This window comes from Micromonospora sp. NPDC004551 (assembly GCF_040609975.1).
GTDB lineage: Bacteria > Actinomycetota > Actinomycetes > Mycobacteriales > Micromonosporaceae > Micromonospora.
In genome coordinates this window covers 25,431-44,581 of the sequence record NZ_JBEXLM010000013.1, presented here as the reverse complement: position 1 = coordinate 44,581, position 19,151 = coordinate 25,431, and the positions used below count along the sequence as shown (strand labels likewise).

The following is a 19,151-nucleotide window of genomic DNA, read 5'->3' as shown; positions in this document are numbered from 1 at the left end:
AGACCCCCGAGGGGGTGTAGCTAGCCCCACCCCCTCAAGGCGGGCCCTGGACCCAGTGTGGCCGCCGAGCCGGGCAGGCCAGACTTGTGCCCATGACGTGGATGACGCAGGGGATGGCCGCGACGGGACGCGCTCTCGTACGCGGTGGGCTGGCCATCGTGTCGGCCGTGCTCCTGGTCGTCCATCTGGCGCTGCTCGTGCCGGGCTTCGGCCTCGGGCTGCTCTTCCTCATCCCGTGGCCGTTCGTCCAGATGCGTCGGATCACCGGGCTCGCCCGCAGGGTCGCCGGCGGCGTGCCCGCCCCGTACGCGGCGAAGCCGCCCCCACCTGAGCCGGAGCCGGACGGCCGCTACCGGCACGCTCGCCAGCTTTACACGCATCCGTACTGGCCGCGCGCGGTCCGCTACCTCGAATGGGTCACGGGCGACCGGGCGACCTGGCGCGACCTCGGCTGGATGGTCGCCAACCCGCTGGTCGGCACGGTGCTGGGCTTCGGCCCGGTCGCGCTCGTCGCCGCAGGCGGCGCGCTCGCCGCCGTCCGGCCCGCAGCGCTCGGCTGGTGGGCGATCCCGGTCGGCGTGGTTGCCGCCGTGCTCGGGTTCGCCGTCGCGCCGGTCGCCGTGCGGGCGCACGACCGCTGGACGGGCACCGTGCTCGGCCCGCCGCCGGCCCGCATCGGCGCTGTCAAGGCCTGGTACGGGCGTCGCCTGTACGACCTCGTCCGGCTGGCCGCGCTGGGCGGGCTCACCGTCGTGTCGGCGTTCTACGCCGCCCTGTCCTGCATGCTGCTCGTCGCGGTCTTCGCGGTGGGCCTGGTCGTCTTCCTGCCGCCGTTCGCCGAGCACATCCGGTGGCTGACCAACCTGCGCCGGCGGCTGGCGCGCGACTGGTCCGGGGTGACGGTGGACGGGCCCTACCGGCCGCAGCCGCAGCTGCCTGCGCGGCGGCCGGACGGGCTCTACGAGGTGAACAAGCACCTCTACAAGAGCGCGCAGTGGGCCCGCTACAACCTGCGGCTGGACCGGGCCTGGCGCGACCCGGCCACCTGGCGAGACGTTGCCTTCCTGCTGCTTGACCCGATCGTCGGCGGCGCGATCGCGGGCGTCCCGCTCGGCGCGGTCGGCGTCGGCTTCCTGGGCCAGGTGATCCCCGGGGTGCGGCTGCTCGTCGGCGACGACAACGTCGAGGGGCCGCTGGTCCTCGTCGACCGGCCGTGGCTGGCCCTCGTTCTCGGCGTCGCGCTCCTGGTGTTCGGCTTCGTGGTCGCCCCGGCCGCGCTGCGCCTGCACGGCCGGTGGACGAGCTGGCTGCTGCGACCGACCGAGAAGGCCCGGCTCGACCTGCGGGTGCGGCAACTGACCGAGAGTCGTGCCGACGCCAACGAGGCCCAGGCGGCCGAGCTGCGCCGCATCGAGCGCGACCTGCACGACGGCGCTCAGGCCCGGCTGGTGGCGGTCGGCATCACGCTCGGCCTCATCGAATCGCTCATCGAGAAGGATCCGGCGGCCGCCCGCAACCTCGTTGCGGAGGCGCGGGAGAGCTCGACGAAGGCGCTCGCCGAGCTGCGCGACCTCGTGCGCGGTGTGCACCCACCGGTCCTTCAGGAGCGCGGGCTGGGCGATGCGGTCCGGGCCCTGGCTCTGGAGGTGCCGGTGCCGACCACGGTGAGGGTCGACCTGACCGGCCGCGTCCCGGCGCCGATCGAGGCCGCCGTCTACTTCGCGGTCAGCGAGGTGCTCACCAACGCGGCCAAGCACTCCGGGGCGCGGCGGGTCGAGGTCCGGATCGAGCATGACGGCCGGGCTCTCTACGTCCGGGTCGAGGACGACGGGCGGGGCGGCGCCGACCCGGCCCTGGGTGGCGGCCTGCGGGGCCTGCGGCATCGGCTCGCGGTCTTCGACGGTACTGTCCGGGTGCAGAGTCCTTCGGGCGGCCCGACCGTCGTGACGTTGGAGGTACCGTGCGCGTCGTCCTCGCCGAGGACCTGTACCTCCTGAGGGAGGGGCTCATCCGGCTGCTGGAGGCGCACGACTTCGACGTGGTCGAGGCCGTGGACAACGGTCCCGACCTGCGCAGGGCCCTGCTGGAGCATCGGCCGGACGTGGCGGTCGTCGACGTCCGGCTACCGCCGACCCAGACCGACGAGGGCCTCCAGGCCGCCCTGGCCGCCCGGCACGAGATCCCCGGCCTGCCGGTGCTCGTGCTCTCCCAGCACGTCGAGCGGCTGTACGCACGTGAGCTGCTCGCCGACGGCACCGGCGGGATCGGCTACCTGCTCAAGGACCGGGTCTTCAACGCCGAGCAGTTCGTTGACGCCGTGCGTCGGGTCGCCGCAGGTGGCACGGCGATGGACCCGGACGTCGTGGCGAAGCTGCTGGCCGGCGCGCCGACGACGGCGTCCGGGCGGGCGGTCGACCGGCTCACGCCGCGGGAGAAGGAGGTCCTGGCGCTGATGGCCGAAGGCCGGTCGAACACGGCGATCGGGCAGCGGCTGTTCCTCAGCGAGAGCGCGGTCGGCAAGCACACGGCCAGCATCTTCACCAAGCTCGACCTGAGCGTCTCCGACGACGACAACCGCCGGGTGCTGGCCGTGCTGGCCTACCTCGACGGCGCAGGCTGAGCGCACCCCGCAACATGATCAGCGTTGCCATCGGCGACCCATGGCCGCTGGTGGCAGATCGAGCACGAGCGAAGCTGCGGGAACAACATGGCTGCTGCCTGGGGAGCTTCCTTCGACCCGGCGGCATCCCACGCGACTGCGACCTCGTCTATCCGGGCTGAGACGTGTGGCTGCCCACCGGCTCGCCCCGGCCCGGGTGCCTGCGCCTGACGGCGGCTGGCGTCGGGTCACCACTGCGGGATGAGCGGCTGCTCCGGTTCGTGCTGCCGCCAAGCTTGCGCGAGGCGAGCGAGGCGGGTGGGGGCGGCGATGCCGCGTACGGTTGCGATCTTGCCGCCTGTGATGTCGAGCGTCACGGCGCCGATGACCTGGTCGCCGAGCACGAAGAGGATGGCCGGGGCGTCGTTGACGAGCGCGTAGTGGATGGCGGGCGTGCCGCCGGCAAGCCGCCGTTTCGCGGGTGTGGGTTTGAAGCCGGCCCGTACGACGGCGGCGATGCGCTGCGCAGTGTCGTACCGCAGCAGCGTCTCGGTCAGGCCAGCGCCGTCGGAGATCGCGGTCGCGTCGTCGGTGAGCAGCGCCACCAGCCGTTCGGTGCGGCCCGAGCAGGCAGCCGCGAGGAATTCCTCGACGATCCTGCGGGCGGATGCCGGATCGACCTCGCCGCCGCGGCGGCGCGCGGCCGTGATGCGGTGCCGGGCCCGGTGCAGGTGCTGCTGGCTTGACGACTCGGTGATGTCGAGGATCTCGGCGATCTCGGCGTGGCTGCAGGAGAACGCTTCGCGCAGGACGTAGACGGCCCGCTCGAGGGGTGACAGGCGCTGCATGACGGTCAGCATCGCCAGGGAGACCGATTCGCGCTGCTCGAATGTGTCGGCCGGGCCGAGCATCGGGTCGCCGTCGAGCAGTGGTTCGGGCAGCCAGGCGCCGACGGCGCGTTCGCGGCGGGCTCGTGCCGAGCGGAGCCGGTCGAGGCACAGGTTGGTGACCACCTTGGTCAGCCACGCTTCCGGCACCTCGATCCGCTGCCGGTCGACGGCCTGCCAGTGCAGGAACGCATCCTGCACGGCGTCCTCGGCGTCGGCGGCGGAGCCCAGCAGCCGGTACGCCAGCGAGGCCAGCCGGTTCCGGCTGGCCTCGAACCGACTGGTGTCGAAGCGATCAGTGGCGGTGCTGTCCACGCCGGCCACCCTAGGCGACAACGCCGAGCGCCTTCTTGGCCGACGTGTTCGGCGCGGCGGCCAGGCGGCGCTTGCGCCTGGGCAGGCCGAAGGTCGGGTGCGAGGTCGCCCACAGCGACATCTTGAGGATGCCCGACTTGATCCGCGCGGCCTTCCGGCCACCCACATACTTCGGCTTGGCTTGCGCTTCGTGGTCCACCAGCTGCAGGATCCCGTCGCGCCGCCCGAGGCTGATGTGGTTGCCCGGGTAGGCCAGCTTGGTGTTCGCGACCTTGCGGCCGGTCAGGCGTCCCATGATCGCCTCGATGGCCTGCTGGCCGGTGTAGCCGGCCGACGCGCAGGACATCGGCAGCGGCCGGCCGTTGTCGCCGATGGCGTAGGCGCTGTCGCCGGCCGCGTAGACGTTCGGGTGCGAGACCGACCGCATGCTGCGATCGACGACGATCCGGCCGTGCTCGGTGACCTCCAGCCCGCTGGCGGCGGCGATGGGATTGACCGCGAACCCGGCCGTCCACACGGTGGCGTCGGACGCCAGGGCGGTGCCGTCGGCGCACAGCACCCGCGCTGCTTCGACGGCTTCGACGCTGGTGTGCTCTAGGACGGTGATGCCCAGCCGATCGCAGGCCCGACGCAGGTGGCTGCGGGCGCCGGCGGACAGCCGGGCACCCAGCTCGCCGCGGGCGAGCAGCGTCACCGACAGGCCGGGCCGAGCTTCGGCGATCTCGGTGGCGGTTTCGATGCCGGTCAACCCGTCACCGACGACCACCACCCGCCCGCCTCCGCGCCGCCTGCCCAGGCTGTCCAGTCGCTCGCGTAGGCGCAGCGCGGAGGGCCGGGCGGCGATGTCGAAGGCATGCTCGGCCACGCCGGGGACGCCACGATCGTCGCCGCGGCTGCCGAGGGCGTAGACAAGCGTGTCGTAGCCGAGCTCGCCGCCGCCGTCGGCGCCGGCCAGGGCGACGACCTGGCGCTCGGGGTCGACGGCGGTGACACGGGCCAGGCGCAGCCGAATCCCCGTGCCCGCGAAGACGTCAGCGAGCTTCGGAGCCTTGATCTCGTGGCCGGCTGCGAGCTCGTGCAGCCGCAGCCGCTGGACGAAGTCCGGCTCGGCGTTGACCACGGTGATCTCGGTGTCCGCCGGGGACAGCCGGCGGGCCAGGTTCCCGGCCACGAAGGCCCCGGCATAGCCGGCGCCGAGAACGACGATGCGGTGCTTCATGAGTGGCTCCTGTCGGTTCGCTTGCTCTCGGTGAGTTGAGCGGGACGGCGCCCCGATTGCTGACAGGAACCACATGTGGCATGGGCCACAGAGCGGCAGAGTTCGCCGCCCACCGATGCTCGCGACGCCGAGCCGGCGCACATGCAGGCCGAGCAGCGTGGCCGAGATGAGCACGACTGACACTGCCTCGCAGCTGGGTACACGCTGACGCCAGATCCAAGCGACGAGCAGTGATTGTCGAGGTGTCCGACGGCAGGGATCACACACCACTGGATACGGCGAGAGGGACAGGGGCCTTGACGGACTACGGCCTCGTGGTGGGCAATGCCGACCAGCGGCGACCGGGACGCCCTGCATCAACCGGAATTGCCACGACCACCTCCGTTGAGCCAGCGCACAGGCTGTCGGGCCATCCAGGCCGCGGGCGGCCGGGCCGGGGAAACCGGTACCCGACCGCCCGCGTTGCGATCGCTGGCGAACCTACAGAGCCAGGGGCTCGATCCAGATGTTGCGGTACTGGACCGGGTTGCCGTGATCCTGCAGCCGGATGGCACCCGCCGCCGGGCCCTCGGGCCGGCTGCTGCCGGTCGGGCCGAGGATCTCGACGTCGTCCTGCACCTTCACGCCGTTCCAGACCACCGTGACGCGCGGGTTCTCGACCTTCTTGCCGGCCGCGTCGTAGCGGGCCTGCCGGTAGACGATGTCGTACGTCTGCCAGGTCTGCGGCGGCAGCGCCGCGTTCACGTCGGGGGCCTTCTGGTTGTAGATGGCCGCGGCGTCGTTCTTCTGGGGCGGGTCGATGCCGAACGAGTCCAGGATCTGGATCTCGTAGCGGTCCTGCAGGAACACGCCGCTGTTGGCGCGCGCCTGGCCGGTCACGTCCGGCGGGTACAGCGGCAGGTTGAACTCCAGGTGCAGGCGGAAGTCCCCGAAGGCCTGCACCGTGCGCAGGTCACCGTTGCGCACCGTCATGGCGCCGTCGGCGACGGTCCAGGTCGGTTCGCGTCCGTCGGTGTGTTGCCATTCGGTGAGCTCGCCGCCGTTGAACAGCGTGATGCGCTTGCCGTGCGGCCGCACCGCGAGCACGTCGAGATTCACGTGTCCGGAGTCCGCGGCCTCCTTGCGGTACTCGACCACGTTGCGGCCCTTGTTCAGCGGCACGGTGGTGGTGACCGTTCCCCATTCCTCCCAGGTCACGGTCGAGGGGAAGACCGTCTGCTCGACGCGTTCGCCGTTGACGTACAAACTCAGCTGTTTCTGCCCGGAGTAGGGGTTCGGGCCGTTGCTGTAGCGCATCGCCAGGTCGTAGCTGCCGCTCTCGGCGACGTCGACGGAGATCCGGGTCGACGAGCCGTTCTCGGTGAACCCGGCGGCGAAGCCCGCGCCGGAGTAGGCGGCGTGGTCGGTGGCCATACCGACCGCGACCGTCCGGCCCTCTTCGGCCTCGAAGAATGTCTGCGGTTGCACCACGCGGCCCGGGATCTCGTTGAGCGTGTACCAGGCCTCAGTGTTCCACAGCTCCTCGCCGCCGGCGGAGGAGAACGGACGCGGGGAGCGCACGTGCACCACGCGGTTCTCCTTCAGACCCGGGATCCGCAGCTTGACCGTGCGACGGTCGGCCGACAGCTCGGCCTTGGCCACCTTGAGCGTCTCCAGCTCGAGCTTCGGACCGCCGTACTGGCTCGTGGCGCCGTAACGCCACTGCTCCACCTGATACGCGTCCGCGAGCCGCTGTGCGGTCTCGGCGGACAACGGCTCGGTGTACTCCAGCTCGAATCCGACATGCGACGCGCGCATCTGCTTGACCTCGAACACCGAGGTGCCGTTGAGCGTCAGCTTCTGCAGGCCGTAGGTGAGCTTGCCCTCCTGGCCCCAGTTACCGCCGGCGCCCAGGCCACCGACGTACAGCGCGCCGTCGGGGCCCAGGGCCACCTCGTTGATGCCGGACTCCAATCCCTGCGTGTGCCGGAACACCGCACCCTGGTACTGCCCCTCGATCTCTTCCAGGAAGACACGCTGCAGGCCGCCGTAGGTCACGTCACCGACGACCAGCTGCCCCGCGTACGGCCCCTGCTTCAGCAGCACCGGCGTGGACGGCGAGTTGGCGATCTCGTTCTGCGGCAGCCAGACGATGGGACGGGTCACCGCCTTGTCGTCATAAGGGCCCGCGGGGGTGGTGTAGTGGTTGTAGAACGCCCCTTGCTTGATCTGGACCAGCTTGTTCGCGGGCAGCCAGCCCCCCTGGTTGTCGGTGACGAGGACCTCGCCGCGCGGTCCCCAGCCGATGCCGTTGGGGGTGCGCAGGCCGCCGGCGACGTACGTGATCTCGCCGGTCGCGGCGTTCACCTTGATCGACGTGCCGCGGTTGCGCGCCGGCTGGGGCACGGTGGTGGCGCCACCAAGGTTGATGGCGACTGACAGGTTGAGATAGAAGTACCCGTCCCGGTAGAGCAGGCCGAACGCGAACTCGTGGAAGTTGCCGCCCCACGGCCAGGTCGCCACCGTCCGCTGGTCATCGGCGACGCCGTCGCCGTCGGTGTCGCGCAGGGCGGTCAGCTCGTGCTTCTGGCTGACGTAGACCGTGCCGTCGACCACCGCCACTCCCTGCGGTTCGCGCAGCCCCTGCGCGAACTTGCGGTAGGTGACCTGCTCGGAGCCGGTCTTGCCGGTGACACCATCGACCAGGTAGACCTCGCCGGTCGCGTTGTCGGTGCCACCCCAAGTCGAGACCACCAGGTCGCCGTCGGGCATGAACGCCATGCCGGTGACCTGCGGCGTGAAGCCTTCGGGGCGCAGGTCGGTGAGCGTGTAGCCGGGGTGCACCCGATCCAGAGGAAGGCCGTCGCCCGCCGAGTCGGTCGCACCCTCGCAGTACTTCCAACCCGGGGCGGTGACACGTACGACGTCGGCCTCGGTGCTCAACGCGGAGGTCGGCACGAGTTCGAATCCGCTCGCGCCCGGGGGACGCCACTCCAGCCGCAGCACCTGGCCGCCGCCGTTCTCGAAGAACTCGACGAACAACGGGTGCAGGCCGGCGGTCAGGCTCAGCGACCCTTCCTTGGAGGTTTCGCCGTGCAGGCCGTCGTGGTCGACGACGAGCTTGTCGCCGATCGTCAGCCGCGACCCGTCGTCGCTGGTGAGGCGGAACGCGTACTCCCCGTCGGTGGGCACGGTGAGGTTGGCGATGGCGTGGCTGATGAACCGGTCGGACAGGCCGAACTCGTCGGTGCTGGTCCAGTTGATCTGCGGCATCAGCTTGTCGACGTTCGGCGTCTGCGCGGGTTTGAGGGTGCACAGCGCCGACAGTGGTACACCCATGTCGTATGAGCGCAGGGTGACGCCGGGTTCCTGCGGCGGGACGTCGGCGTTGACGGGCGCCGCCGCGGACGGGGTGACGGGTACGGCAGCGAGCAGGGTCGCCAAAGCGGCACCTGCGGCCGCGAGCGCGGCTCTCCGGCGTCGGTGCCGGCCGTTCGGTGCGGTCACGGTTCCTCCTGGTGCGAGTGGTGGGGGCCCGGCCCGGGAGGATCGGTGAGGCTCGCCTCCCTTGGACCGGCGTCTTCGATCCCGCAGCACAAAAGATCGATGAGCCACACGCTAATCTTTAGATCGATGCGATTCAACTTTTGAATTCTTGAATGAAAGTGAGGCCCTCCGGGACGGGTGCCGAACCGCCGAAAGGTCAGGACTTGTCGACCATCTCGACCAGTGCGGCATCGCCCCGCCCGATGACCGGGGTACCCGGATGGTCGACCAGTGCGGCGAAGTTCCACCGCAGAGCCGACAGCACATGGTCAGCCGGTTCGGCCGTTCATCTGCGCTCGATGGCCTCGGAACGGCAGGGGACGCAGCGGCCAGCGGGCTGACCAACATGCCCGGGCCGCTGGCACCGGCCGCCGGCCTTTGGCGTGGTCGCGCGTCGCCGGTCGGTTCCGGCTGGCGCCGGAGCCCGCCGGCTTGTCGGCAGATACCGCCGCCACCCCGGTGCGTTCACAGGCGCGTCGTCCTTCAATTGGTCTTCAGTACTTCGGGTGACACTCTGGCTGTCACCCCCGGCAGGCACATGTGTCACCCCCGCCGGTGGTTCTGTCACCCCCGCTGCGGCTGTGGTCCGTCGGTTCGCGTGCGCGAGTCGGTAGACGCGCGTGGCGATGCCGACGACCTTCGACACGACGAGGCGACCCAGTTGCACGAGCTTGGCCAGGCATCGTTGCACTGTGCGTTCGGAGCAGCCGACGTACTCGGCGAGGGTGGCCACGGATGGCCAGGCGTTGCCCTCATGGTTGGCGTGGGCGGCGATGGCGATGGCCACCGCTCGCTCGTTCTTCCCAAGGTCTCTTGTGGTGAGCAGGGCAGCCTTGACGGCTTGACTCATGGCTTGCGGATCTCCGTCCGTCAGGGCCCTGGCGCCTGTCGTGGCGCCCTGGGCCGGTCTCTGGGTTGAACCGCCGGCTTTTCCGGCGCGGCGGTGCGATACGTAGGCGAACGCTGGTTGCTGCGGCGTTTCTCACTGCCGGGGGAACTGTCGACGATCGGCGTGAGAACCCGCTCTTGGCCGCCCGTGGGGCGTGAACCTGATCCACGCTCAATCCGTTGCCGGGGTCAAGCCACGTCAGTCGCCGCAGACGGTCTGCGGCCTGGTCCGGCCGCCCGACGGGCGGATTCCGGCTGCCCTTGTCCGGCACCTCCTTGGCGATGAATCCGCCGCCCGAGGGCTTGGATCGCGCCCGGCCAGCCCACGGAGCCGACCAGCTCTGAGGGCCGGGGGCCTTGCACCGCTGCAGCAGCGGGAGTCGTACCGGCTTGATCCGTTACACGATGGCTTCAATCGATGCGTTACACGGGCCTTGAGCATGCCGAACACGGAGCGTGATGCCGACAGTCCGTGACGGCTGGTGTGTCGGGCATCCGCTTCTAGCCGATGTGGGTGCGACGGTTTGACCGGTTGACAGAAATCAAGCTGGAGGGTGTCGGATCTGCCGGGTGCCGTTCGTAGCGTATGCAGACACGGACGTCGGGTCCGGGGGCGATCAGGGGGAGCGGACATGTCTGAGTACCTCATCTACTTCAATCAGCAGTGGGTGGGTGAGCACACCGAGGAGTGGTTCCGTGGGCGCGGTCCGCTCGCCAGGGCGGTTGTTGATGAGATCAAGGCCGCTGGGGCGTTCGTTTTCGCCGGGGGTCTGGAGGAAGAGGACGGCCCGGTCTTCAACGCAGACGCCACGGGCGGGGCGGTGGTCTTCACCGACGGGCCGTATGTCGAGAGCAAGGAGTTCCTGGGTGGCCTGACCATCGTGGATGTGCCGGATGAGGCGACGGCCCGGATGTGGGCCGGCAAGATCGCGGAGGCGTGCGGCTGGCCGCAGGAGGTTCGCCGGTTCAAGCCGCGGCGCGTCTTGCAGGGATGAGATCGTCACTCGTCGGCTGAGGCGTGAGCCGAGGCGTGGCCGGCGCCGGGGGGACGTCGCTGCTGCGGTATCGGCCAGGATTCGACCAGGCACGGGGGCGGCCACAAAAAGCGCCCGCCCCCGGAGCCGGCCGACGAAAGCGCTTCGCCGGACTCATCTGCTGTTGAGTGTGCGCGGATAGCCGAATACGGACACTCGCTGGACGAGTTGTCCGAGGGATGTAGCTGGGATCCCGGAGGGAGCCGAGCAGCCCCGGCCGGCGAAGCATGCGCTGGTCGGGCGACCAGTGGCTGGGGCTGTTCCAGGCCCGCAGGCCCGCCGATGGCGACCGTTTCGGACCATCGATCATGCCGTCCTACACCCGTGGGGTGCGATCAGGTGTCGCCGGGCGTGACGAGGCCGGTCTCGTAGGCCAGGACGACCGCCTGCGCACGGTCGCGGAGCGCGAGTTTGGCGAAGATCCGCGCCACGTGGGTCTTCACCGTCGCCTCGCTCAGGGTCAGCGCCTGGGCCAGTTCGGTGTTGGAGAGACCGCGGCCGAGGAGCGTCAGCACTTCCAGCTCGCGCGGCGTCAGCGCGGCGAGATCCCGGTGGATGGCGGGGGTCGGTCCGTCGCCAGCCGATTGGTCCGCACTGGCGAAGCGCTGGACGAGCCGCCGGGTTATCGAGGGCGCGAGGAGGGCGTCGCCGGTGTCGACGAGACGTACGGCGGCGGCGAGGTGGTCGGCGGTGACGTCCTTGAGGAGGAAGCCGCTTGCGCCGAGTGCCAGGGCGGCGTAGACGTATCGGTCGAGGTCGAACGTGGTGAGCATGAGCACCCGGCAGCGGGGGCTGTACTCCAGGATCCGTCGGGTTGCCTCGAGCCCGTCCATCGTCGGCATGCGGATGTCCATGAGCACGACGTTGGGACGCAGCCGCCGCTCGGCCGCCACCGCCTCGGCGCCGTCAGCGGCCTCGCCGACCACGTCGATGCCGCGGGCGGTGAGGATCAGCCGGAAGCCGGTGCGGATCAGCTCCTGGTCGTCGGCGATGAGCACACGCGGCGAGGGCAAAGGCGCCGGCCCTGGCGGTCTGGCAGGGTCGGGCTGGGCCTTCACGGATGTTCCACCGGGATGCGGGCGCGGACCCGGTACCCGCCGCCAAGCCGCCGGCGGGCGTCGAGATCGCCACCGTAGACCGCAACGCGCTGTCGCAGCCCCAGCAATCCCCGCCCGGCGCCGTCTCCGCCGCGTGGTGCAGGATGGTCGCCCGTTAGCACGCTGGGACCTCCGGTGAGCACCTCCACCCGCAACGAGTGCTCGGCGTAGCGGATCGTCACCTCCGCCTTCCCTCCGGCGCCGTGCTTCAGCGCGTTCGTCAGCGCCTCCTGCACGATTCGGTACGCGGTGACGTCGATCCCGGACGGCACTGGCCGGGGCTCACCGGAGATCCGCACCTCTACCGGCAGGCCGGCGAACGCGATCCGGTCGATCAACGGGCTGAGCCTGCTCAGGCTGGGTTGCGGCGCCAGGTCGGCCCCGTCCATGCCATCGTCGCCGTCCGCCGCGGGCGCCAGCAGGCCGAGCAGGTGCCGAAGCTCGGTCATCGTGGTCCGTCCGGCGCCCTCCACTGCCGACAGCGCCGCTGCGGCATCGTCGGGCATGGTCGTGAGCACCTCACGTGCAGCGGCGGCCTGCACGATCATCAGGCTCACGTTGTGGCTCACGATATCGTGCAGCTCCCGGGCGATGCGGGCACGCTCGGCGTCGACTGCGGTACGGGCCGCGCTCTCCCGCTCCCGTTCAAGGAGCCAGCCCCGCTCCTCCAGCGCCCGACGGTGCTCGCGCCGGGCCCGGACAAGTACGACACTGAGCCATACCGCGGCCGCGCAGGCTGCGACGAGCGCGCCGACCAGCCACACCGCCCCCGATTCCACCCCAGCATTTTCGCAAACGCGGACCGGCGCCACATCATCCCCGGTGTCCACCCGGTACATCCCTGGGATGACAGCCCCGGCGGCTTACATCCCGGGACCGACGACCCGGCGCTACCCGCGGCCATAACGTGCTGCCATGACCACTGACACCTGCGTCGTGCGGCTGGACAACGTCCGCAAAGAGTACGGCGACACGACCGCCCTGGACGGCGTATCGCTCGAGATCCGCGCCGGCGAGGCGGTGGCGGTAATGGGCCCGTCGGGCTGCGGCAAGTCCACCATGCTGAACATGATCGCCGGGTTGGACCGGCCGACATCCGGGTCGGTGCGCGTCCACGACGAGGAGCTCGGCCGGCTGAACGAAACGAAGCTGGCGCTGTTCCGGCGGCACCGGATCGGCATGATCTTCCAGTTCTTCAACCTGCTCGACGACCTACCAGCGATAGACAACGTGGCGCTCACCGCCCAGCTGACCGGTACCAAGGCAGGCCCGGCACGCAAGCGGGCCATGGAACTGCTCGACGAACTGGGCATCGCCGACCGGCGCAACGCGTATCCGGCAGCCCTCAGTGGCGGCGAGCGCCAGCGCGTCGCGGTGGCCCGAGCCCTCATGAACCGCCCGGCACTGCTGCTCGCCGACGAGCCGACCGGCGCCTTGGACAGCCGCTCCGGCGAGCAGGTGATGGACCTGCTGCTGGACCTCAACCAGATCGGGCAGACCCTGCTCATCGTCACCCACGACGAGCGGCTCGCGACGCGGTGCGCCAGCCGCGTGGTCGAACTGGCTGACGGGCGGATCATCCGCGAACGCAGTCTGGAACGCGTATGAGTGCCGTGTGGCGGGCCTCGCGGGCGGCGGTTAGGCGACGTCGGGTGCAAACGTTCGTCATCGGCCTGGTCGTCCTGCTCTCCACCACGACGATCGTCGTGGCGCTGGCACTGCTCGAGGCGTCCTCGGCGCCGTTCGACCGCGCCTTCGCCAGGCAACAGGGACCACACGCGATCGCCGTGTACGACCCGGCCAAGGTCACCGACGCGCAGCTCGCCGACCAGCGAACCGGCGTGACGGCCGCGGCGGGACCCTTCGGGCAGATCACACTCGACCTCACCGACGGCGGCGGGCCGGGCCCACGAGGCCCGCTGACCGTCGTGGGGCGCGCCGACCCAGCCGGCCCGGTGGACCGCCTCAACCTCTGGCAGGGGCGCTGGCCCACGGCCCTCGGCGAGGTCGTCCTCAACCAGCCCGAACCCGGCGCAGACTCGAGGGGATTTCCGCCGGACAGCAGCGGGCAGGTGACCCTCGGCGGCAAGCGGTACACCATTGTCGGCCGGGCCCACAGTCTCAACCAGACCGCCGACGCCTGGGTGTCACCGGAACAGATGACCGCGCTGCACCCCACGTCGGTCCAGATGCTCTACCGGTTCACCGGTGACGTGTCTACGAAGTCCGCCGTCCACGCCGACCTGGCCGCCGTCACGGCTGGCCTGCCAACGGGCGCGCTGATCGCCGCGCAGCCGTACCTCGTCGTCAAGGAGAAGGTCGCCTCGGACATCGGCGTGTACGTGCCGTTCCTCGCCACGTTCGGCGTGCTCGGACTGATCGTCGCGGTCGTCATCGTGGGCAACGTGGTCAGCGGCGCGGTCGTCTCCAGCTTCCGGCACATCGGGATCCTCAAGGCGCTCGGATTCACACCGCGCCAGGTTGTCTCCGTCCACCTCGTCATGGTGTCGGTACCCGCCCTCATCGGCTGCGTCCTTGGCACCGTCGCCGGCACCCTGGGAGCCCAGCCGCTGCTGAGCGACGGGTTCGAGGGCCTCGGGCTCGACGTCGGCATCAACGTCGGCGTCTGGATCTGGGTCGCTGGGCTGATCGGCGTGCCGACACTCGTCGCCCTGGCGGCGTTCGTGCCCGCCGTCCGGGCACACCGACTGTCGGCCGCCGAGGCGATCAGCGCCGGCAGCTCCCCACGGGCCGGACAGGGGACGCGGATCCAGCGTCGGCTCGCCGGTGTCCGGCTGTCGCGTGCGGTGACCCTCGGGCTGGGCCTGCCGTTCGCGCGACCGGGTCGGACCGTCTTCACCGTCGTGGCCGTCCTGCTCGGCGTGACCACCGTGACGTTCGCGACGGGATTGGCCGACACGCTGACCCGGATCTCCACGATCGAAGACCGGGCCTCGGGACAGATCGGGGTCCGGCCGTCCGATGGCCGGACGCGGATCGCCCCCGAAGGTCAGCTGCCGCCCACGGGGCCGCAGGCCACCACCACTCGGACCGATGCGCAGGTTGAGCAGCTGCTGCGCGGGCTGCCGGACGTCGCTCGGGTCACCCCCGTCTTCAGGCTGCCGGTCCCCACCATCGGGCAGACGCAGCCGCTGACCGTCAACTTCGTCCGCGGTGACTACTCGTCGATGGGCTACCAGGACGAGCTCACCGCCGGACGCTGGATGACGCGGGTGGACGAGACAGTCGTGCCGTCGGAACTCATGCGTGAGCGCGGACTGAAGGTCGGTGACAAGCTCACCCTGCAGCTCGGCGGACGGCGGACGGTGCTGACCGTGATCGGCGAGACGATGGACGGCGCGCCCGGACCGCCCGGCATGTTCGTGGACTGGCGCGTCCTCACCGACCTCGCGCCGGACCGCGCCGTCAGGCCAGACGAGGTGTACTACCAGGTCCAGCTCAAGCGTGGCGGCGATGTCGCGGCGTACGTCGCCGGGGTCAAAGCGGCCGACCCGGCGATCGACGCGTGGGACACCTCCCAGCTCAGCGACTTCGCGGTGACCGTGATCGGCTTCTCGTCGGTGCTCTCGCTACTGCTGTCCACCGTCGCGGCCCTCGGCGTCTTCAACACGGTCGTGCTCAACGTCCGGGAACGCCGCCGCGACCTCGGCACGCTCAAGTCGATCGGGATGACGCCACGCCAGGTCGTCACGATGGTGCTGACGTCGATGGCCGTTGTCGGCGTGGCGGGCGGTGTGCTCGGCATCCCCCTGGGGATCGTTGCGCACCGGTACATCGTGCCGACCGCCGCCGACGCGGCCCAGATCGCCATCCCACACTCGGTGCTGGAGGTGTGGCAGGCGCCGACGCTCGCGCTCATGGCCCTCGCCGGCGTCGTGATCGCGCTCCTCGGTGCACTGGTCCCGGCCCGCGGCGCGGCCCGGCTCGCGATCGCCGAGGTGCTCCGCAACGAGTGAGCCGTCGCCTCGGGGCCTCCGGACGCAGATACCGCAGGCCCCGAGCCGACAGCCAACCCCGGAGGGCGTCGACCAACCGGCACCCTCCAAGTGGAGTCGATGTATGACGGATCGAGTCGAGCCCGGCACTGCCTCAGCCTGATGCGGTACCGAGGTCTCCCATCGCTTGGCGGGCGTAGACGGTGTTGGGCTACTCCGCCAAAAGACGATCACCGAATCGGAGTGGGGTGATCCCACACGCCAAAGTGCTTGCTGAAGATCAGCAGCTCAGTTGGCGCGGCGCTCGGCGAGCCCTCACCTGACGGGGGCAACGATGCGACGAAGCGCTGCGACCTGATTGATCCAACTGCTCAGCCGGGTGAGCCTCACGACGTCGCCGGTCTTCGGGGCTTGGATGACAAGTCCCTCGCCGAGATACATGCCGACGTGGCGTGGGTTGGCGATGGTGCCTTGGCTGCCCGGAATGAGGATGAGGTCGCCCGGGAGCAGGAGCGCTGGGTCGGTTACGGGATTTCCGGCGTTGGCCTGGTCGGTGGTGATGCGGGGGATGGAGATGCCGGCCGCTCGGTACGCCGCCTGCATGAGCGATGAGCAGTCGCACTGCTTATCGGGGTTGCCGGAGTGCGGGTCGGTGCATGATCCGCCGAAGTGGTACGGGGTGCCGAGTTGGTTGACGGCCCAAAAGACGGCGGTCGCGACGGCGGGCGGGGTGTTGGCGGGAAGCGCGAACCCGTCCGGCAGGGCGGCTGGCGCATCGGTTTCGCAGCTCGTCGGGGTGCTGGTCAGCTGCTCCACCAGGTGCGAAGCGTCGTCGGCCCACTTGGCGTACGCGTCGGGGAAGGCCGAGGCCTGGACCGCCTGTGCGGCCTCGGTGAGGGGCATCGACTCCCAGCCGGGAACGGTCAGCAGCTTGTCGAAGAATCTGCCCGCCTGGTAGGCGGGCTCGGACAATTGCGCGACGGTGCCCCAGCCCTGGCTGGGGCGCTGCTGGAACACTCCGATGGAGTCGTGGTCGTTGTTGTCGCCGAGGTGGGGCAGATTGCGCAGGCCTGATTCCTGCATGGCCGTGGCGACGGCGATGACCCAGCCCCAGCGGGGGACGCCTTTGGCGACGCCGACGTCGAGAATGATTGCGGCGTTCTCCAACTGCTCGGTGTCCCATCCGGCGCTGGCGGGCGGCTGCCCTGAGTGGGGCACGGCCACGATGCCACACTGGCTGGCGCCGCCGCCCAAGACGGACGACAGCAGCAGCATAGGCAGGCCGAAGCAGGCGACGATGACGACAGTGGCTACTCCGATAATGACTTTGGTCATGGCGATTCCTTCAGTGAAACGAAAAGGCCCGGTCTGCGCGGGTGCACGGCCGTCAGACGTACGGTCAGGTAGGGGCTACAGGCGGTGAGTGAGCGGCGGCAGCTCGGTATGGACGTCGTTGAGGAAGCCAGCGAGCAGGTCGGCGTTCTCGAACAGTGGGTGGCCCCGTCACCGCTGTTAAACCGGCTCGCCGTGCTACTCGACTGGGAGGGATCGGCAGACGCGGGGCTTGACTGGCCAGCCCTCGCGGAAGCCGCTGGCCACCCGTTCCCAGAGGACTACCGCCGTTACGTTGAGCGCTTTCCACCCGGTGAAATCGGCTTCCTGAAGGTCCTACATCCCCACCGCTGGGCCGCAGTGGAGGACTTCCTCACATACGCAGGGAACTGGCACGCCGTGATGAACGACAAGGCGGAGCATGCAGGAGGTTTCCCCTACCACTTCGGCGCGTCCCCGGGTGATCTCCGGGTATGGGGAACCGTGAACGTCGACTATCTGCTCTGCTGGCATCTCAACGACGGTCCTCCCGAGCAGTGGCCGACGGTCGTTTGCGACACCGCCATGATCGACCCGCCGGAGCGCTACGCCGGCACCCTTACGGAGCTGCTAGTCGACCTCGCTGAGGCACGGAACCCGATACCGGTGATTGGTTATGTGACCGAGATTGAGGGGGTGCCCTACAGGTTCTCCCGATACGAGTAGGGCGTTCGGCTGCGCGGAGCCACGTGGGCGGTCACCGGACAGAACGGGGTTCAGGTCTTGCTCGACTGTTGAGGATGCGTGCGGCAGCATGTGCCGGTGAGTTTTGACCTTGATGTGCTGGCCATCGACCCGGCCGCGAGCGATGACGCGGTACGCGCCATGGTGAGGCGCTGCAGTAGCAGCCAGCATCCCGAGGGCGAGTTGGACGATCGCATCGTCGGCCTCTACGAGAGCCTTCGTGCCCGCTACCCCGACTTCCCCCCATACCGCGATGACTCGCCCTGGATGTCGATGCCACTCGACGTTGGTATCGACCACCTCAGCGTGAACATGACCTTCGGGGAGCGCAGCACACCGGCCATCGAACTGATCTTGACTCTTGCGGAGCGATATGGTTTGACGATCTACGACCCACAGGGCGATGAGGTGACGCGGCCTCACCCTTGACGTCCGAGCACGGTCGGCAGCCAGTCGGCTGTGGTGGGCCGGGGGCAGCGGCGCGGTGATCGCCACCCCCGGCCGGTGAACAAGGGGGCGGTCAGACCTTCAGCAGGTCAAAGGCGGCGATCTTCAGATGGTCGGCGTTGCCGGTCAGCACCCGGTTGGCGCGGGCGGTTGCGTTCTTGGCGGGCTGGTAGTGGTCGAGGTATTCGGTGATGGCCTGGTAGCCGGCCCAGCGGCTGCCGGCGATGGGTTTCTGGGTGTCGGCCTCGCGGATGAGGTACTTGAGGGTGCCAAGCCGCTGTTTGGCGTTGTTGCGGGTCTGGTCGGAGGCGTTGTCCTTGACCGGCCAGACCTGCGCGACGACCTTCTCGAACTCGCGCATGGTCAGTTCGGTCTGCAGCATCCGTCCGGCGGCCTTCTCGAAGGTCTCCACGTACTGCCACATCAGGCCCAGTGCCTCACGGGCCTGACTGATCTGGGAGTTGACGTTGGAGGTGTGCCGGAACGTGTAGTGGCCGACCGCATGCCGAAAGGCGGCGCGTTGGGTGTTGGCGCACACGACCCGGATCGGGCTGGCGTCCACTCGCAGGGCGGCAGTGCCGTCGTGGGAGGTGGTGCCGATCAGGTACATGTCCAAGCGGTCCACCCCGGCGATCTCCATCGCGTCGGGCAGCTTCATGGTGACGAACACGCTCTTGCCACGGCGCAGGCTGCCGGCGGTCTCGAAGTGGGCGCCGCCCACCTGATCGACGAGGTGGTCGAGCATCTCGGCGCACTGCTCGTTCTGGACCACGGTGTAGTCGGTGCCGACGATGCCCAGGTACTCGGTGTCGCCGGTGACGGGGTTGCGGCGCACGGTCATGCGCTTGTCGTCGGCGGGGATCTGCACCTCGACGCCGTCGACGATGTCGATGCCGACGGTGGGGATGGTGCGCACGCCCCAGTCGCCGAGTCGGGCGGCGGCCATGATCTCCTCGGCTTTCATCGTGTTCTGGGTGACGGTGCCGAGCTGGTGCCAGGCCGACAGGCGGGCGCTGGCGAAGGCGGTGGTTCCGTCCGCGAGCGTTTCGAGTTCGTGTGGCACGTGCTTCTCCTCTTATGCGCTGCGGGGGCCGAGCCCGACGGGCTCGGCCCCCGCATGGGTGGGGAT

General features: G+C 69.8%; 15 protein-coding genes. 7 read left to right on the top strand and 8 right to left on the bottom strand.

All coding sequences use genetic code 11. The features are described from left to right. Positions 1 to 92 precede the first annotated feature (92 nt). Both ABZW14_RS17330 and ABZW14_RS17325 read left to right on the top strand, forming a co-directional pair. The gene (locus ABZW14_RS17330; protein ID WP_355346928.1) at positions 93 to 1,997 is read left to right on the top strand and encodes a sensor domain-containing protein; all 1,905 of its coding nucleotides are present in this window, start codon (positions 93 to 95) and stop codon (positions 1,995 to 1,997) included. Beyond that, positions 1,961 to 2,620 (top strand): response regulator transcription factor, encoded by a 660-nt coding sequence (locus ABZW14_RS17325; RefSeq protein WP_355346925.1) that lies wholly within the window; start codon positions 1,961 to 1,963, stop codon positions 2,618 to 2,620. The genes ABZW14_RS17330 and ABZW14_RS17325 overlap by 37 nt, the downstream gene beginning before the upstream one ends. A gap of 227 nt (positions 2,621 to 2,847) precedes the next feature. Here the strand turns inward: ABZW14_RS17325 and ABZW14_RS17320 are convergent, their stop codons facing one another. From ABZW14_RS17320 to ABZW14_RS17305, 4 genes are all read right to left on the bottom strand, one after another. Further along, positions 2,848 to 3,801 carry a sigma-70 family RNA polymerase sigma factor gene (locus ABZW14_RS17320; RefSeq protein WP_355346922.1) on the bottom strand — a complete coding sequence of 318 codons (954 nt, stop codon included), beginning with the start codon at positions 3,799 to 3,801 and terminating at the stop codon, positions 2,848 to 2,850. Positions 3,802 to 3,811: 10 nt separating this feature from the next. Then, the gene (locus ABZW14_RS17315) at positions 3,812 to 5,020 is read right to left on the bottom strand and encodes an FAD-dependent oxidoreductase (RefSeq protein ID WP_355346919.1); all 1,209 of its coding nucleotides are present in this window, start codon (positions 5,018 to 5,020) and stop codon (positions 3,812 to 3,814) included. 480 nt (positions 5,021 to 5,500) lie between these two features. Beyond that, complete coding sequence (locus ABZW14_RS17310; protein ID WP_355346916.1) at positions 5,501 to 8,506, bottom strand: family 16 glycoside hydrolase; 3,006 nt, start codon at positions 8,504 to 8,506, stop codon at positions 5,501 to 5,503. Positions 8,507 to 8,831: 325 nt separating this feature from the next. Continuing rightward, the gene (locus tag ABZW14_RS17305; RefSeq protein WP_355346913.1) at positions 8,832 to 9,395 is read right to left on the bottom strand and encodes a helix-turn-helix domain-containing protein; all 564 of its coding nucleotides are present in this window, start codon (positions 9,393 to 9,395) and stop codon (positions 8,832 to 8,834) included. A 670-nt stretch (positions 9,396 to 10,065) separates the two neighbouring features. On the opposite strand from ABZW14_RS17305, the gene ABZW14_RS17300 reads away from it, so the two are divergent. Next, positions 10,066 to 10,428, top strand: coding sequence for a YciI family protein (locus ABZW14_RS17300; RefSeq protein ID WP_355346910.1), 363 nt, complete (start codon positions 10,066 to 10,068; stop codon positions 10,426 to 10,428). A 374-nt stretch (positions 10,429 to 10,802) separates the two neighbouring features. Here the strand turns inward: ABZW14_RS17300 and ABZW14_RS17295 are convergent, their stop codons facing one another. Next, on the bottom strand, positions 10,803 to 11,480 hold the full coding sequence (locus ABZW14_RS17295) for a response regulator transcription factor (RefSeq protein ID WP_089015547.1): 678 nt from the start codon (positions 11,478 to 11,480) through the stop codon (positions 10,803 to 10,805). 41 nt (positions 11,481 to 11,521) lie between these two features. Continuing rightward, entirely contained in the window at positions 11,522 to 12,403 is an 882-nt protein-coding gene (locus ABZW14_RS17290) for a histidine kinase (RefSeq protein ID WP_355346907.1), read from the bottom strand. A gap of 76 nt (positions 12,404 to 12,479) precedes the next feature. Between ABZW14_RS17290 and ABZW14_RS17285 the strand changes: the two genes are divergently transcribed. Further along, positions 12,480 to 13,172, top strand: coding sequence for an ABC transporter ATP-binding protein (locus ABZW14_RS17285; RefSeq protein ID WP_355346904.1), 693 nt, complete (start codon positions 12,480 to 12,482; stop codon positions 13,170 to 13,172). Between the two features lie 44 nt (positions 13,173 to 13,216). Then, entirely contained in the window at positions 13,217 to 15,541 is a 2,325-nt protein-coding gene (locus ABZW14_RS17280; RefSeq protein WP_355346901.1) for an ABC transporter permease, read from the top strand. A 294-nt stretch (positions 15,542 to 15,835) separates the two neighbouring features. On the opposite strand, the gene ABZW14_RS17275 is transcribed toward ABZW14_RS17280, so the two are convergent. Beyond that, positions 15,836 to 16,855 carry a C40 family peptidase gene (locus ABZW14_RS17275; RefSeq protein ID WP_355346898.1) on the bottom strand — a complete coding sequence of 340 codons (1,020 nt, stop codon included), beginning with the start codon at positions 16,853 to 16,855 and terminating at the stop codon, positions 15,836 to 15,838. Positions 16,856 to 16,963: 108 nt separating this feature from the next. Here ABZW14_RS17275 and ABZW14_RS17270 point away from each other — a divergent pair, with 108 nt between their 5' ends. Together ABZW14_RS17270 and ABZW14_RS17265 are read left to right on the top strand one after the other, a co-directional pair. Beyond that, the gene (locus ABZW14_RS17270) at positions 16,964 to 17,557 is read left to right on the top strand and encodes a hypothetical protein (RefSeq protein WP_355346895.1); all 594 of its coding nucleotides are present in this window, start codon (positions 16,964 to 16,966) and stop codon (positions 17,555 to 17,557) included. A gap of 96 nt (positions 17,558 to 17,653) precedes the next feature. Beyond that, positions 17,654 to 18,004, top strand: coding sequence for a hypothetical protein (locus ABZW14_RS17265; protein WP_355346892.1), 351 nt, complete (start codon positions 17,654 to 17,656; stop codon positions 18,002 to 18,004). Positions 18,005 to 18,095: 91 nt separating this feature from the next. Here ABZW14_RS17265 and ABZW14_RS17260 read toward each other — a convergent pair whose 3' ends face one another. Next, positions 18,096 to 19,085 (bottom strand): DUF932 domain-containing protein, encoded by a 990-nt coding sequence (locus ABZW14_RS17260; RefSeq protein ID WP_355346889.1) that lies wholly within the window; start codon positions 19,083 to 19,085, stop codon positions 18,096 to 18,098. Positions 19,086 to 19,151: the final 66 nt, after the last annotated feature.